At 41.6% G+C, this 16,449-nt stretch carries 11 protein-coding genes; 9 read left to right on the forward strand and 2 right to left on the reverse strand.

Annotated features, from left to right (window positions below; genetic code table 11):
- Window positions 1-5 precede the first annotated feature (5 nt).
- Together ACT3ID_RS13015 and ACT3ID_RS13020 are read left to right on the forward strand one after the other, a co-directional pair.
- Window positions 6-644, forward strand: coding sequence for a response regulator (locus ACT3ID_RS13015; protein WP_491542481.1), 639 nt, complete (start codon window positions 6-8; stop codon window positions 642-644).
- Between the two features lie 393 nt (window positions 645-1,037).
- Complete coding sequence (locus ACT3ID_RS13020; RefSeq protein ID WP_491542482.1) at window positions 1,038-2,357, forward strand: GNAT family N-acetyltransferase; 1,320 nt, start codon at window positions 1,038-1,040, stop codon at window positions 2,355-2,357.
- A gap of 33 nt (window positions 2,358-2,390) precedes the next feature.
- Here ACT3ID_RS13020 and ACT3ID_RS13025 read toward each other — a convergent pair whose 3' ends face one another.
- On the reverse strand, window positions 2,391-3,302 hold the full coding sequence (locus ACT3ID_RS13025; RefSeq protein ID WP_491542483.1) for a 3-methyladenine DNA glycosylase: 912 nt from the start codon (window positions 3,300-3,302) through the stop codon (window positions 2,391-2,393).
- A 59-nt stretch (window positions 3,303-3,361) separates the two neighbouring features.
- Between ACT3ID_RS13025 and ACT3ID_RS13030 the strand changes: the two genes are divergently transcribed.
- Window positions 3,362-4,276 carry a UbiA family prenyltransferase gene (locus tag ACT3ID_RS13030; protein WP_491542484.1) on the forward strand — a complete coding sequence of 305 codons (915 nt, stop codon included), beginning with the start codon at window positions 3,362-3,364 and terminating at the stop codon, window positions 4,274-4,276.
- A 433-nt stretch (window positions 4,277-4,709) separates the two neighbouring features.
- On the opposite strand, the gene ACT3ID_RS13035 is transcribed toward ACT3ID_RS13030, so the two are convergent.
- Window positions 4,710-7,856 (reverse strand): T9SS type A sorting domain-containing protein, encoded by a 3,147-nt coding sequence (locus ACT3ID_RS13035; RefSeq protein ID WP_491542485.1) that lies wholly within the window; start codon window positions 7,854-7,856, stop codon window positions 4,710-4,712.
- 301 nt (window positions 7,857-8,157) lie between these two features.
- Here ACT3ID_RS13035 and ACT3ID_RS13040 point away from each other — a divergent pair, with 301 nt between their 5' ends.
- The 6 genes from ACT3ID_RS13040 to ACT3ID_RS13065 all read left to right on the forward strand — a co-directional run bounded on the left by ACT3ID_RS13040 (window position 8,158) and on the right by ACT3ID_RS13065 (window position 16,448).
- A complete protein-coding gene (locus ACT3ID_RS13040) occupies window positions 8,158-9,345 on the forward strand; it encodes an aspartate aminotransferase family protein (protein ID WP_491542486.1) in 1,188 nt (395 codons plus the stop codon).
- A gap of 5 nt (window positions 9,346-9,350) precedes the next feature.
- Window positions 9,351-9,530, forward strand: coding sequence for a hypothetical protein (locus ACT3ID_RS13045; protein ID WP_491542487.1), 180 nt, complete (start codon window positions 9,351-9,353; stop codon window positions 9,528-9,530).
- A 241-nt stretch (window positions 9,531-9,771) separates the two neighbouring features.
- The gene (locus tag ACT3ID_RS13050) at window positions 9,772-11,133 is read left to right on the forward strand and encodes an NAD-dependent succinate-semialdehyde dehydrogenase (protein WP_491542488.1); all 1,362 of its coding nucleotides are present in this window, start codon (window positions 9,772-9,774) and stop codon (window positions 11,131-11,133) included.
- 123 nt (window positions 11,134-11,256) lie between these two features.
- Complete coding sequence (locus ACT3ID_RS13055) at window positions 11,257-12,060, forward strand: hypothetical protein (protein WP_491542489.1); 804 nt, start codon at window positions 11,257-11,259, stop codon at window positions 12,058-12,060.
- Window positions 12,061-12,345: 285 nt separating this feature from the next.
- A complete protein-coding gene (locus tag ACT3ID_RS13060) occupies window positions 12,346-13,416 on the forward strand; it encodes a PA0069 family radical SAM protein (RefSeq protein ID WP_491542490.1) in 1,071 nt (356 codons plus the stop codon).
- Window positions 13,417-13,508: 92 nt separating this feature from the next.
- Complete coding sequence (locus ACT3ID_RS13065) at window positions 13,509-16,448, forward strand: TonB-dependent receptor (RefSeq protein WP_491542491.1); 2,940 nt, start codon at window positions 13,509-13,511, stop codon at window positions 16,446-16,448.
- The last annotated feature ends 1 nt before the right edge of the window (window position 16,449 follow it).

The raw sequence follows: 16,449 nt of genomic DNA on the forward strand, positions 1-16,449 counted from the left end.
TTTTTATGATTAATATATTTATAACTGATGATCATATGTTGGTTCGAGAAGGATTGAAAAAGATCCTTAAGCAGAGTACAATCGATATCAAGGTTACGGGTGAGGCTTCAGACGGTAAAGGACTCCTGGGAGAATTAAAGGAGGCAGATCCCGACTTGGTAATTTTGGATATTGCTTTGCCTGGTAAAAATGGGCTGGAAGTACTTAAAGACATTAAACAACGATACCCCAAACTGCCTGTGCTTATGTTAAGCATGCATCCCGAAGAACGTTTCGCCGTTCGTTCATTAAAGGCGGGTGCAGCAGGATATTTAACCAAAAGCAGTATTTCGGAAGAATTGGTCAAAGCGATCCGCAAGATTGTTACTCACAAGAAGAAATATATTAGCACCAGCGTAGCCGAACAGTTGGCTAATCGTGTTGATTTAAACAATAACGAACCGCTTCACGAGTCACTCTCAGATCGGGAGTTTCAGGTTTTGTGTATGATTGGAACCGGAAAAGAAGTGAATGAAATTGCCGATAAGTTGTCGATCAGTATTCAAACAGTACATACATATCGTAAAAGGATAAAAGAAAAAATGAAGCTGAAGTCAAATGTCGAGATTACTCGATATGCTCTTAAAAATGGGCTTATAGACTAATAAGCGTTTTTTATTGGCTAGATATCCTATCAAATAAATTCTGTAGAAAGATGGTTGTTTAGAAATAAATGACCAGCACTAACCTCGATTTCTCCTACTCTTTTTTAATTTCAAATCGCCGGTCTGGAGAGTTTATTAAAGATTTGTAATAAATATACTACACGGTTTTAAGGATAAAGGGTACAAAAAGTTCCCAAGGCTTTTTATATGCCAGTTGTTCCTTTCTTAAATATGTTTTAGTTCCAGAAAAGAAGAACCCAAAATCTAAAAAGTACTACTGGGGCGTAAATAAATTAAAAGCTATTGGATGGAACAGATATAAGATTTCAATTCTGGGAAAATAGTAAAGAGATAAATCTTAAAGGGAACGAGAAATAAACATAGAGGTAACCTATGACGGCCTATATCAGATCAAAATTAGAACCTGAAAAAATTACACCTAAAGATGATTTTCCAATAATAAATAGTGCCTCATCGACTGTTAAAATATTAACTAATCAAGAGGAATTCGATGAAATAAAGCAAGAATGGAATAACCTGATTAATAAACCCGAGGTTGATGCTCATATTTTTCAAACGTATGATTGGCAGCGACTGTGGTGGAAAAATTTTGGTGATGGAAACGATCTGCATATCCTCACCGTCTGGGAGGATGACGAGTTAGTTGGTTTGGCTCCGTTTTTTATTGAAAAAACTTCCATCTTAGGAATATATGAGTATAAAGAACTTAAATTTATTGGTTCCTCTGTTTCTGACAAAGATGCGGCAAGCATCTTTACTGATGATACTTTCACTTATTATCTGGATTTGATTATCCATCCTTATTATAAAGAACAGGTTGTAGATGAATTTATCAGTTATCTGAAGAGAACACGCACGTATGTGGACACAATAGAGATCGATGAGATTTCAGAAGAGAGTATCATGTTGAATGAGGTCTTGTTAAAAGTTTGGCAGCAGGGCTGGCAATTTGATGGTGAACTTAAAGAAACATCCACTAGGATAGCATTGTCTGATGCCATTGAAAATGGTCTGAACGGTGAAATGAATGTTGCAAAAGACGACAGACAGGATGAAGATTTATTCCGGATCCGGAAAGTTCAGGATAAGGAAGAGATAGATTCAGCATTTATCGAATTTCTCGGTCTCCATCAGAAGCAATGGAATCAACGTGGATATCCTGACATATTTGTCAACGATAAGCTGAAAAACTTTCTCCGTGAAGTAACCCATATTTTCGCTGAAAAAGATAATTTGAAAATGAGTACAGCCATTGACAATAACGGCAACTGCGTTGCAGTAAATCTCTCTTTCCGGTTTAAAGATTGGATATATAATTACCAGAAAGCTTTTGACGCGGAAGAGGCTAATGAAACATTAACAGACTTCTTGATTGAGGATGCTGCTGACAATGGTGTTGAATGTGTTGATCTATTAAAAAATAGCGAAAATAGTAGGAGTCCTTATACACACCAGTCCATGCGTAACTTACAAGTGACAATTTCCGGATATGCTTCTACGAACAGTACTAAGAAGTATCTGTATCGTTTTGTGCACGCAACTAACGGGCTAAAAAAACAGTTTAAAAAAGAATGGCTGGTATTGAAGACGCATATAAAGCAATGGGGAATGGGCAAATTTTTTCCACGCTATATTCGCTTTTTGAAGAAGAGAATTCCTCCTTTTTTAAATGGCAGGATGTATAATAAATAAATCCGTTTGTAAATGCTGATAAAACCATAATCCTTATCCCTGCTTCATATTTTTGAAAGCATTCAACAATTGTCGGTATTCTTTAATCAGCTGCCGGCGGATAGGTTGCGATTTCTCAAAAATCGCCTGCTGTTTTCTCATATATTTTTTACGGCCTTCATCGGTCTCAATCTTAATAGGTTCAAGTCCTCTATCCCGTAGATCGTAGGGGCTGGCTTTCATATCCATGACACGTGTTTCTACCGCCAGTTCAAACGCCTGACGTATTGTGCTGCTGGAGATCCATGGATACATTTTAAATGACCATTTATAAAGATCCATATTGGTATGCAGGCAGCCTGGCTGTTCCATTTCGGCAAATTTATTGCGATTGAGCTCGAACTTATTCTGAGGCTTGGCTTCATCCGTAAAAAAGCGGAAAGCATCAAAATGGGTACAAACCAGCGGCCGTGATTCTACGAATTTGGCTAATTCATCCATCTCCATACGCAGCGACAGGTAGTCGTGGCGAACGCGATCTGCTTTATATACCATAGCCCATTCATGCATTCCAAAACAGCCAAAAGAAGGTTTGCGATTTTCTGACTGCTCCAAAACATTCAGAATCCATTCTATGGACGAAATTCGTTTTTTATCGAAAAAAGAAATATCCAGAAAACAGTTGCTACCAGTTGTTATCATCTCATCAAAGCGCCAATCGGCAGAGGCACCGTCCACCAGAAGCGTACCAAAACCCGGTGTCCAGCTTTTCAAGTATGAGGGACGAAAAGCATAGTATTCGAACAGGAAATCCATTACAGGATCTTTATGCTGCTGTGAACGCCGTTTCAGGTAGCCATCTATTAACTCACTTATTTTTTGTTCGTGAGTCTTTTTTTGCTGCCGCCAATCGTTTGCTTCAACTGTTTTGTTGATATATGAAGGTATAGCTTTGGCTGAAATCATAGCTCATAAAATATCAATCTTTTAATGGATTGGTAAGCCTAAAATTGGTAAGCTTTTTAATGAAGTTTCATCAAACTAATACTTTGAGCAGCACGAACAAACAAGATGCGGGATTATTAGTTCAACTTTGGCATTTTGTACTGCATCTGCGGTGGCACTATCAGTTGTTCATCCTTTCAGGTGGATTTTTACTCGGAGGATTCCTGAATCCGGGTTTTAATACAGGGACATTTATATTCCAGTTTTTTAACGTACACTTGCTGTTATTTGGTGGGGCAACGGCGTACAATTCGTTTTGGGATAAAGACAAAGGACCTGTCGGGGGACTTCGAAATCCGCCTCCCATGAAACAGTGGATGTGGCTGGGGGCTTTGCTTTTACAAATGATCGGTTTTCTGCTGGCAATCTTACAAGGCAGTTTATATACCGGTATTTATGCTCTTAGTATGCTGTTCTTTTGGCTCTACTCCACACCATGGGCGCGCTGGAAGGGACGTCCCGTAAAAAGTCTGATTGCTATTGGCATGAGCACTGGGTTTAATAGCGTATTGTTGGGATATCTGGCTGCCGGCTATGCTCAAATAAACGTTATCATTCTTATTGCTGCTTTTGGTGTCATGCTGATGTTATTGAGTCTGTATCCCATTTCGCAAATATATCAAAAGGATGAGGATTTGCGGCGCGGTGACCAAACATTTACGCTGCAGTACGGACGAAGAGTAGTTTTTATTTTCTTTGATGCTGCTTTCTTTACGGGATTGGTTATGGTTGTTATGGCGATATTTTATTTCCACAAATGGTTTGCTGTTGCCTTCGGCTTATTAGGATTAGCGATTGGCCTTTTAGTTCGATCAAAACTACGATCACTGACATCAGTTAAGGAAGATTATTCCCTTGTCATGCGGATTAAATATGGTACTTCTATGGCTTTTGTTCTTTTTCTGCTATTTGCTTTGGTATTCAAGCACACATGATTCCTAAAAAGCACAACCTGTGTTGGAAGAGAGGTTGTATTTTTGATCTGTTCCGATAGATTTTGATCTCATTTCAAAGTTCCTGCCTGGTAATGTATCACCAGTTTGAAGCAGGAGCTTGCCAACCAGCCTGTATTTGGCACAAGTCGCAGACTTGCGTCGGTATAGTTATTCATTATCTCATTCTCAAGCTCCTTATACATCAGAGAGGGTAACAGAGTGTACTCAAGAAACTTCGGAACGAGGAAAAGGTCGCGCACCAGAGGTACGCGACCAGTGTATTTTATTCTCGTTCAGCACCTCTGGTGCGGAACGGAAACCTACGTCACCACAGAAAAAATTTTGCGGTACAGAATATCCATAGGGAATGAAGGGCATAATTTAACGGGGGCACTCCTGCGATCGTTCGCAATGATAGATTTGATATTGCCAGTTACTTAATAAATGTCATCTGTTTAGACTGCATTGCGTCATCTTCTCCGGACAAAGCCTCTACATATATTCGATAAATATATACGCCGCTTGCCAATCCTGAAAGATCTACAGTTTCGGTATAAGAACCGGCATTATAAGTTCGGTCACGGATCGGCTGTAGTACTTTTTGTCCATTGATGTTATAGATAGTCAGCGTTACACGAGTATCAGCCGGAACATCGAACGGGATAGTTGTCGTAGGATTGAACGGGTTTGGATAATTTTGCTCGATTGCAAAATTATTGGGAGGCAGTACACTGAACGTTGTAGAGAGAGCTTGGTTATTAGTTTCTACCGTCAGTATAATAGAATTATTTTCAGCATCACGTTCCACGGCACCACGCGGTACCTCTACCTCTAGTTGTGATGATGTTGCGTTGGTAACACGGGCTTCAGCTTGTCCGAAAGTGACAGTATTTTCATCCGGATCTGAACTGAACTCAAAATCATTTGCCTCTATAGTAATCACAGTTCCAGCCCGGCCTTCCTGAGGATCGGCAGTAATGAACGGAGCATTGGTGCTACCACCGAAATCGCCATAAAATAACCCGCGGCCGTGTGTACCGACTGCAATATCTCCGTCAGAAATTCTTGCTGCTAAATGTTCCGTAACTGGATTACCTATTAAATTTTCGGCCTCTTTTCCCCATTCGGTGTTATTTCCATCCAGCAGCTGTGTAGAATAAAGCCCCGTCGAGGTTCCCAGAAAATATATCGTTCCGCTCTCAGCAGGGATTATTGCAGCTGAGCGAAGCGACGGCCCCGGATTCTGATTTGTGCCCGTAAGATTACCTTCAATTGAAGTCCAGCTGTCGCCGCCGTCGGTTGTATGATATAATCCCACTATGTTATAATTGGACAATACGACGATCACCTCATTGGCATTTATCGGATTAACAGCAATGTCTTTAATATAGGCCCCTTCCAGATCACTGTTGTTTGGCAGCGGAATATCCTCAACTCCATCAGTTGCTGTCTTCGCATCCAATAACTTTTTCATCACCGGCTGTTCATTTTGATGATATCCACCAAAGTACAGGATATCTCCCGGGTTGGTAGAAACTTCCACGGCCGTTATAATATGTTGTTCAGTGTTAACTTCTTGTAATTCCTCCCAGCCCTGTGTTGTACCACCGTTGTTGAAATCAGCAATTTGGTCAATCTCGGTATTGCGCCACATTATCGATCCCGATGGATAATACATGGTAGTTTCGTCATTGGGGTCGATCGTATAGGGATGAATAAATAACTGGTCTGTAGCACCTGAGGGATGGACTTGTGACCATTGGGTTGAGGTGGAACCATCGAAGGGAGAGGTAATATCGCCATCACTTTCGAGACGAATGCGGAGGATTCGTCCATTTTGTGATGAGACAAAGGCATACTTGTTCCCCCAGTACGCATATCCGCCGTCACCGGACGAGACATCAATACTTGATGAGCTGTTATTTATCCTGAAAAAGGGACTCCCATTATCTTGTGTGCCTCCCAAAAACCGTTCGTCATCCTGGGGATCGGGAATATCGACAGCATAATACTGGGAGGTGATATACCCGTCGTCTCGATCGTCCCAGATCACTGATGAAGCTGTAACATCATTTGTGAAACTGAGTCCACCATCATGCCCGGCCCACATTCGGTCAGGATTATCTGCAGGTTCAGGAAATGCTAATATATGCTGGTCGGGATGTTGGTCGGGATACTGGCTCGCATTGTTATTCTTCGAATACCCTCCAATCCAGAATTGATCTTTCTGTGACTCATCTTCGTTGTCATAACCACCGCTTGGAAGGCTGGCAAAACCATTATCAGAACGAAATAAATTAGTCGCTCCCAAAAATACGTAATCCTCATCATCGGGTTTTACATCTACAAGCATATTGTACCCTCCCTGGGTATTGACGCCGCCTACTGGATCTCCGAAATCAGGCAGGTTTGCTGATCGATCTTCAGCCACTGGATTCTGCGGATCACTGATATCAATTTTAAAAAAGGCCACACCTTGGTTTGAAGTATCGCCGGCACCTTTCAGCGTAAAAACGTAAAGGATATCGGGATTGCTTGGAGCAAAAGTTATGACACTTCGGCGGTGAGTATCGGGAAAATCATCGGGAGTAACATCAATCCAGGCATCACCGTCATTTTGAGAAACCCACACCCCTGTATCATGGTTATTAGAAGGATTTTGGGACTGCTGATCATTAAAGTCAGCCTCGGAAAATACGGCACCAATATCGCCATTGCTTGCTATGTCTAAATCCACAAAGAGTTGCGTCCCTTCTGTTCCTTTTATTGGAGAAGTGGAGAATGATTGACCATCGGTAGAACGATAGATGCCGAAGCCGGTACTGGCAATAAAAATGGAGCCTGAAGTAGGACTAACACGAATCCGACTTACCGTATTGAAGGGGTCAACCAGTCCCTTCGTATCAGAACTTGCCTGCGACATAAGCGTCCAACTGTCTCCGTTGTCAGTGGATTTATAGATGCCCTCTCCATAGTATGCAGCTCCTACTGCGTTGGCTGAGTTTCTGATTACCTCACCCGACGCATAGTACCAGGTATCCGGATTAGTTGGGTCCTGATCTACTGAAGTTACGCTCAAATTTGATAAATCAGGAGTGCGCAATTGCCATGATTGTCCCCCGTTCGTTGATTTCCACATACCACCTGATACGCCACCAGCCAGTATAATATCAGGATTGCGTTGATCCACAGCCAAGGCACGAGTACGTCCCCCTACATCAACCGGACCGGCTTGCTGCCAGGTAAAATCGGCAGCCTGAAGCGTCGGATTTTTCGCTTTGGCTCGCTGGAAGGCTTGATTGGCAGATGGCAGCGTTCTCGAAAATTGAAGTTCCCGGTTACGGATATTTTCCGGAATCTTATTAGTTGCCGGATCTCGCATCAGCTGGAAAAAATATTCCCACCGGGCAGCCTTTTTTTCGGCACGATCCATCGTTTTTGTTTCTTCCGCAATCTTAGCAGCTGCTTTATCCTCAATCAAAGAGTTGCTGAAATCAGTAAATAATAAAAATGCTGCTACAATAACTATGAATGTAGATCCAAAGGCTGCCAGCAGGCGTTTGGTAGCACTAATCTTCATATAAAAATCATGTTTATTGGTTTAGATAATCGAAATATTATAGAAAAGCCGGTATGGCCAGATGTAATGTAAGTATTCTATCCCGGTGGATAATTAAAATACCTTAGTTGAAGGGATAGGCAGGATTATTCATTTCTGTTATATTACGAACTGAGTAACTAATAATAGCACGATTGATGAAACTATTCATAATTAATAAAAGAAAATTAAAAATAGAAACCCACAGGATATTAGAGCTCTTAAATAAACAAGGAAATGTCGTAGCCAGAACATGTAAATTATAACAGAAGATCATTTCATTTTGGGAAATAAAGAATCTTTTTATCAGCATGTTGCCCAGACCAGTGAAGCACCGATGGGACTTGAAATCGATCGGGCTGAAGGTTCTCATATTCACACTACAGACGGCAAGAAGTATGTTGATTTTATCTCTGGTATTGCCGTAAGCAGTTTGGGACATCGGCACCCAAGTGTAACAAAAGCTGTAAAAAAGCAGGTAAATAAACACTTGCATGTAATGGTGTATGGAGAATTTATTCAGGAGCCGCAATCGGCTTATGCCGATCTTCTTACATCGCAGCTGCCTGAAAAACTAGACCGGGTATATTTTGTAAACAGCGGCACAGAAGCAAATGAAGGAGCTTTGAAACTGGCCAAAAAGCATACCGGCCGTCATAAATTTGTGGCTTTCCATCACGGGTATCACGGCGATACCCACGGGTCATTAAGTGTCACCGGCCGCGATATCTATCGTAATCCCTATAAGCCACTGCTGCCCGATATAGAATTTTTGGATTTCAACAGTTATGAAAATCTAAATACTATCGACAATGAAACAGCGGCTGTCATAATGGAGCCGATACAGGGAGAGGGCGGTATCATCCCGGCAAAAAAAGCGTGGCTACAGGCGGTGCATGATCGCTGTAACGAGGTAGGGGCACTGCTGATCTTTGATGAAATTCAGACCGGTTTTTTTCGCACGGGATCGCTGTTTGCTTTTGAACAGTATGGAGTGGTACCTGATATCCTCTGCCTGGCAAAGGCGATGGCCGGAGGCATGCCGATGGGAGCTTTTGTTTCGTCTTCGGATATCTTTGAATCATTTATGTATGATCCGCCGCTGAATCATGTTACTACCTTCGGTGGACATCCGGTGTCGTGTGCGGCTGCTCATGCAACACTTCAGGAACTATTGAAAGGAGATTTTGGGGCAAAAGCCCAAAAGATAGAACAGATAACGCGCGATATCCTAAAAGCTGATGGCATAGTTGAAGTTCGAGGTAAAGGAGCAATGCTGGGAATGGAGCTAAAAAACAGAGAACTTACACAACAGGTGGTGGAGAATTGTTTAGAGAAAGGTATTATCTTGGGCTGGACTCTGCATTCTGATACGCTGGTGCGCTTGGCACCACCATTAATTATTGAAGAGGGATTGCTCCGGTCAACCTTGCAAGTCATCAACAGTAGTGTAGAAGAGTACTCACAGTGATATTGATGAACAGCCTTCATCCCAATCCTAGAAAAACCACACAGCGGTGGCACTTTCTTTCAGCCATGATAGGTCCCTCTGTTCCTCCCGACTGCTGTCGCGAGGAGTCGAAAGATCACGCCGGTCCCGGTGAAACATACCAGCGGGTTCCACAGGACAAGTGGGGGACAGGTCTCCAGAAATAGTCCGCAGATGGATGAAAGAAGGAAAGGGCGGATGTAATCGATAAGCCATCATTGCAGATTCAAGTAAAGCCATCTATTCTGGTGCTTTTTATCAGCTGTCTTCAGACAGCTTATAGTTTTATTTTATAGACCGGTCCCTTTCAAGGCCGGGCGATGATGTGCCGCAAACTTTTTCAAAGGAATTTGATTTTGCTGAAATAAGTTGTGCTAATAAATCAATTGAAACTAAAAAGTAGTTGCTATGGAATCAGTTAATCCAGCTACCGGTGAAATTATTGCTGAATATGAAGAGATGGACAATACAGAAATTGAAGAAATTATTCGAAAGGCAGAAAAGGCACAAAAGAGTTGGCAACAGAAGTCATTCGATGAGCGAGCGTCAGTATTGAGAAGTGTTGCGGGACAGCTTACTGATCGAAAGTCAGAGCTGGCTGAACTGATGGCCCGCGAGATGGGAAAGCCACTTCCGCAGGGAGAATCCGAAAGTGAAAAATGTGCATGGGTATGTAATTACTATGCCGATAATGCTGCTGATTTTTTGGCGAATGAGATAATTGAATCTGATGCATCTAAAAGTTATGTGACATTTAATCCGCTGGGTACTGTGCTGTCGATTATGCCCTGGAATTTCCCATTCTGGCAGTTATTTCGTTTCGGAGCACCTGCATTAATGGCGGGAAACGCCGCTTTGCTCAAACATGCTTCCAGTGTTACGGGGTGTGCACTGGCCATTGAAGAGATTTTGCACGAGGCTGGAATTCCTGAAAACCTATTCCGTACGCTTGTTGCCGGTTCGGATAAAATGGAAGATGTAATTAAAAATCCGGGTATTGCAGCAGTGACGTTAACCGGTAGTACCAAAGCTGGAAAAATTGTTGCCAGTCAGGCCGGTAGCCAGGTGAAAAAGTCGGTGCTGGAGCTCGGCGGCAGTGATCCCTATCTGGTACTGCGTGATGCCAATGTTGAACAGGCTGCCAAAACATGTGTAGCCTCCAGGCTCATCAACAGCGGACAAAGTTGTATCGCAGCCAAGAGATTTATTGTAGTCGAACAGGTTTATGACGAATTTCTGGAGGCTTTTACGGAAGAAATGAAAAAGAAAAAGATGGGCGATCCATTTGATGAAGAAACCGATGTTGGTCCTATGGTACATCAGGGATTGCGGGATGATCTTCATGAGCAAGTACAGCAAAGTATCGAGGCGGGAGCAGAGTGCATCCTCGGTGGTAAAATACCTGACCGGGACGGAGCCTTTTATCCTCCCACCATCCTTACGAATATCTCTGAGGGGATGCCTGCTTATGAAGAAGAGCTGTTTGGACCGGTGGCATCAGTTTTTAAAGTCAAAGATGAGCAAGAGGCAGTCAATATTGCAAATGATTCTAAGTTTGGGTTGGGTGCTGCAGTGTTTTCTGAAGACGAAGAGAGAGCAGAGCGTATTGCAGCTAACGATCTCGAAGCAGGTTGCTGTTTCGTAAATGATTTTGTGAAGTCAGATCCACGACTTCCTTTTGGCGGGGTTAAGGAATCCGGATATGGCCGTGAGCTCTCACATTATGGAATTAGAGAGTTTGTTAATATAAAGACGGTTTACCGGGCATAAGATTTTTCTAACTAAAAATTTCCCGGAACGACTCCTCATTTATCATTATTTGAACTATTTTCTCCGGAGAGTACGCATAGTCTTAGTAGAACCAACAAATAAATACAAAATAGAGCAGATGTCATGAAAAAAATAAGTTACCTACTATTAGTCACTATGTTGTTTATTGGTCTGTCAGGTTGTGGGGGTGACAACGCAACAGGTCCTGATCCTGATGAAGCTCCTTCAGTACCAGAAATTACTGCTGCACAGCCTGACTTCAGTTATTTTGATAACGCTGCAAAGTCTTCGGTAGAATTTGCTAACGGTGATGCATTCGGCAGTGCTCAGAGTACAGCGACTAGCGCAAAGTTTCTTTTTAGCTTTAGCCAGCTTGGTACCACGTATTTTGAGATGGCCGAGAATGAGGACCCGGAATTCGAAGATGGTGAATGGGTATGGTCCTACAGCGCTTCTTGGGAAGGTCAGTCTGTTGAGTTCAAGCTGACTGCTAATGTTAATGAAAGTGCCAATGAAGTAAACTGGGCCTATTTTATTTCGGCAACGGGTGGTGAAGTGGAGTATGAGGATTATCGCTATATGGAAGGAACCACCAGTTTGGACGGCAACAGTGGCAGCTGGCAAATCAATGACTATCCCGAAGGCGATACAACTCCTGAAGCTATTATGAGTTATGAATGGAATATTAACGCGGATGATGATTTGACGGCTACCTTTAATTTCCATGATGAAGAAGATCTTTCAACAATAGGATATGTCCAGGATGGCAGCACTCATACGCTTACAATAGAAGGTAGTTCAAACAATCTTGAAGTCTATTGGGATGTGGATGCAGACCACGGCTATTGGTGGAATAAAGACAATGGAGAAAAATTATGCTGGAACTCCAGTAAAGACGATATATCCTGTTCTGATATAGGTCTGTAACTGCTAAATTTAAATATCTAATTTGTATGGCCCCGGTTTATCCGGGGCTTTTTATTTGGTAAAGATTGGAAGGATTTCTGTACAGATTTGTGTTACCACAAAAATAAAAGTGCGTTGATAAATGGAACACGGATGCCACGGACATTGCGGATTTTCGCTGTTAATTTGATAAAGGAATAATCGGTAGATCCCTTAGCATTTGTAATTTTGAATGACACTATGCCGTCAGTAACTTTGTTATAATAAATATGATAACAGAGGATTGTATAGGAAATAATCAGCCAGATGGCATCTGAAAATATAGACAATAAAAATCCCATACGCGGTCGTGGAGCTTCAGACAATCCCGCTAACCGTTTTGAAGGACACTATACCGATTATGATCTGGATGAAGAAACCGGTGAAAAGCCTTCACAGGATACAAAGCTGATTGCCGATGACTCGAAAAACATCCTTTCCAAAAATGACAGTCCTGACATACCTTTCACATATGGTTTAAATCCTTACAGAGGCTGTGAGCATGGATGTATATACTGTTATGCCCGTCCCACGCATGAATTTTTGGGATTTTCGGCCGGACTCGATTTCGAGTCTCGCATCATGGTGAAGTATGATGCCGCTAAAAAGCTGCGTTCAAAATTTGCCTCAAAAAGCTGGAAGCCCGAAGCAATTACACTCAGCGGCGTTACCGATCCTTATCAACCCGTAGAGCGTGAACTGGAGATAACGCGAAGCTGCCTGAAAGTATTTGCCGAAGCCCGGAATCCGGTAGGAATAATTACCAAAAACTATTTGGTAACCCGGGATGTTGACCTGCTGGAAGAGCTTTCTGAATATGATGCTGTGCATGTTACACTTTCAGTAACTACACTTGATCGCGATTTAGCCCGGGTAATGGAGCCGCGAACTTCTCAGCCCAATCGTCGATTACAGGCTATTGAAAAATTATCGGATCGGGGGATATCCGTTGGTGTGAATGTTGCTCCCATCATACCGGGACTTACCGATCATGAGTGTCCGGAGATTTTGGAAAAAGCACGCGATGCAGGTGCCACTCATGCTGGCTTTACGATTGTTCGTCTTCCTCATGCGGTTAAAGATCTGTTTCAGGATTGGCTCGAACAGCATTTCCCCGAGCGGAAAGAAAAAGTGCTCAATAGAATTCGTGATATCCGCGGAGGAAAATTGAATGAGCCACAATTTGGAAAGCGTTTTAGCGGAGAGGGAAAGTTCGCCGATCAGATACGGAGTATGTTTAAGATTCAGACAAAGAAATTAGGTTTTAATAAAACTTCATTGCCGCTTTCCACTAAGCATTTTAGAAGACCTGAAGAGGGACAGTTGAGGTTATTTTGATTCAATGCAAAAAAGCTATTAGCAGCTGCAGGATCAAGAGTTGGGTTAATTGATCTTATAACTTATAATAGAATTCATCATATAACATCATTTTGATTTTTATTGTTTTTAACAAAGAGAATTCTGTTTTGCAAGGACAAAAAGGATGGTTGATGGCTATTGGGGCGCTTTGCTTACTTCTCTGGTGTGCAACAACATCAAAGGCACAGCAATCTATTTATGTCTCCGGGATAGCCTTGAATAGTGAGACCCACGAAGAAATTAAAGGTGTATCAGTTCGTATTGCTCCTATAACAGGTACAGATTCCACAAGTATTGGCGTTTCTACAGATCACGAAGGTAATTTTGAACTTTCTTTCGACTACAAGATACCGTTCAAGTTAATAGTTGATCATGTTGCTTATCATGAACAGGAAATAGCTATTAACAGCTCCAAAACAATTAGTTTAAAGATCGAACTTATACCCAAGGTAGTCGAATCAGAGGAAGTGATTGTAACATCGAATATAATATCACAGGAGGAACTTACAAATCCTACAACGGTTGATCGTGTAAGTACCGTAGATGTAGAGCAGTTAGCTTCTTACGACGTTTTTGACTTGGTTTCTACTTTACGTGAAGTTGATGTAGCTACCCAAAGTATGACAATGCAATCCGTTAATACTCGTGGATTTAATGCAAGTGCAAATAAAAGATTTTTGCAACTTACAGACGGTATTGATAATCAAGCACCTGGATTGAGTTTTCCTATTGGAAATCTGATGGGCGCACCCGAAGTTGATATTTCTTCAGTCGAAGTAATACCGGGACCTTCCTCAGCCAAATATGGATCCAGCGCCTTGAATGGAACCTTGCTTACAGAAACCAAAGATCCTTTTGTTTCAGAGGGGATTACATTTCAAGCCAAGGGCGGAGCAAGTGAGGTCGCGTGGGGAGGAGAACAGTTTTTTAGTTTTTCAGCAAATGGGACTTATGATTTTTCGGGACGATTCGCAAAGTCATTTGCCGATAAAATTGCAATAAAAGCTACTGCAAATATAATTGCTGGGACCGATTGGAAAGCTGAAAACTATGATAATATAGGACCAGGAGAATCATGGGAACGCAGATCGGATCAAACAGGGTCAGTCCAACGTGCTCCTCAACCAGGATATAATGGCGTAAATATTTATGGTGATGAAAGTTTTGCTTTCTTACCGGTTGGCAGTGGAAAGCTTGATGTAAACCCAGGGGCCTTAGTACCGGTGGCGCGAACGGGCTATAAAGAAGGCTCTTTAGTTGATTATGACATAGCCACACGAAAATTTGCAGGGGCAGTTCATTATAAATTTGCCCCGCAGTATCGGCTTATTGCAGAAGGAAGGTATGGAGTTACAAATGCTCTTTATACAGGAGATTCCAGAGTTAGATTGAATGGGTTTGAGATGTATCAAGGTAAGGTAGAATTAGGTTTTGATAATTTCAGTCTGATTGGATATTCAACTTGGCAAAACTCAGGTGATTCTTATGATGTAAACAGATTAGCGAACAATTTGATGGAAACTGCAAAAAATGACCAGAATTGGTTTAGAGATTTTCAGATTGCTTTTAACAGGGGTCTCCCTCATTTGGGAATACCATCTCGAGATTATAAAGCAGCCAGGAAATTTGCAGATAGTGGTAGTACTCTAATCGAGGGAGAAACAGCATCGGAACGTTATGTGCCGGGGACAGAGCGGTTTAATAAAAAAGCAGAAGAAATTAAAAACAATACTGATTTTAAAAATGGTGCTGCAATAAGAGATAACTCCAGACTTTATAACTTACAGTCATCATATATGATTGAAGATTTGTTTGCTGATTCGGATCTGGAATTTGGTGGAAACTTTAGGTTATATGATATCAATTCAAACGGGACTGTATTTCCTGATACTGCGTCAAACGATATAAAAAATTATGAATTTGGCGGCTTTATCAGTATGGATAGCCGCCTTTATGATGAAAAGATAAACCTTCGTTCTGCAGTAAGAATAGATAAAAATGAGAATTTTGAATTACGCGTGAGCCCGACAATAGCAGTAAATTATGCGCCGGACCACAAAAATTATTTCAGAGCTTCCTACCAAAATGGTTTTCGCTATCCCGGGCTTCGGGAACAGTTTATAAACAAAGATCTAGGTAAAGCAAGGCTAATAGGCGGTTTGCCGGGTGTAGTTCATCAGTATAATCTTTCCCAGAATGCTGTTACAACTAGATCAATTGAAAAATTTAATGAGGCTGTTGCCAGAGACATGAATGTTTCTTACCAATATCCCGAAGAGTATAGCAGGCCTCAAGCCGAATTGAAAAACTTAAGTATTTTAAAGGAAGGTATCTTAGGGAAGGGATCGTTTGAAGATATAAAAAGTGAAACTGCTAATACTTTTGAAGTAGGGTATAAACGACTTTTCACAAAGCAATTCTATTTAGACACAAACTATTATGTGTGTTTATATAAAAATTTTATAGGTATTACGAGAGTTGCAAAACCACGAACAAGCCCTACTCTTGATCTATTTACGGCGGCCAGCCAGTTAAATAATGCTACAGAACATAAAAAGTATTTTGTGTATAGTAATTCTGAGGGGAGATTAATGGTACACGGTGTATCATTTAATTTAGAATATTTGTCAGGTTCTTTTATGACCGGTCTTAACGGCACATGGACAAGATTACTTAAAGATTCGAATGATCCCATTGTCCCTGGTTTTAATACTCCTCCTCTAAAGTTGAATTTTAAGTGGGGGTATCGGAATATAGCCAGTCGGTTTAGTTTTCGAATGGTTTATCGAATTCGAACAAATTATGAGTGGCACAGTTCATTTATAGATGGTACAATAGATGGTATTAATCGTCTCGATCTGCAGGTTAATGTAGACATACCTTCTGTCGGAGGAAATGTTAAGTTCGGTATAAGTAATTTAGGGGTCGAAAAATATTACAATATCTATGGTGGCCCCTCAATAGGGAGTATCCTTTTTACTTCATTTACAGTTGATCCAAATAACTTTTGAG

The sequence above is a fragment of the Fodinibius sp. GM108 genome, assembly GCF_058386985.1.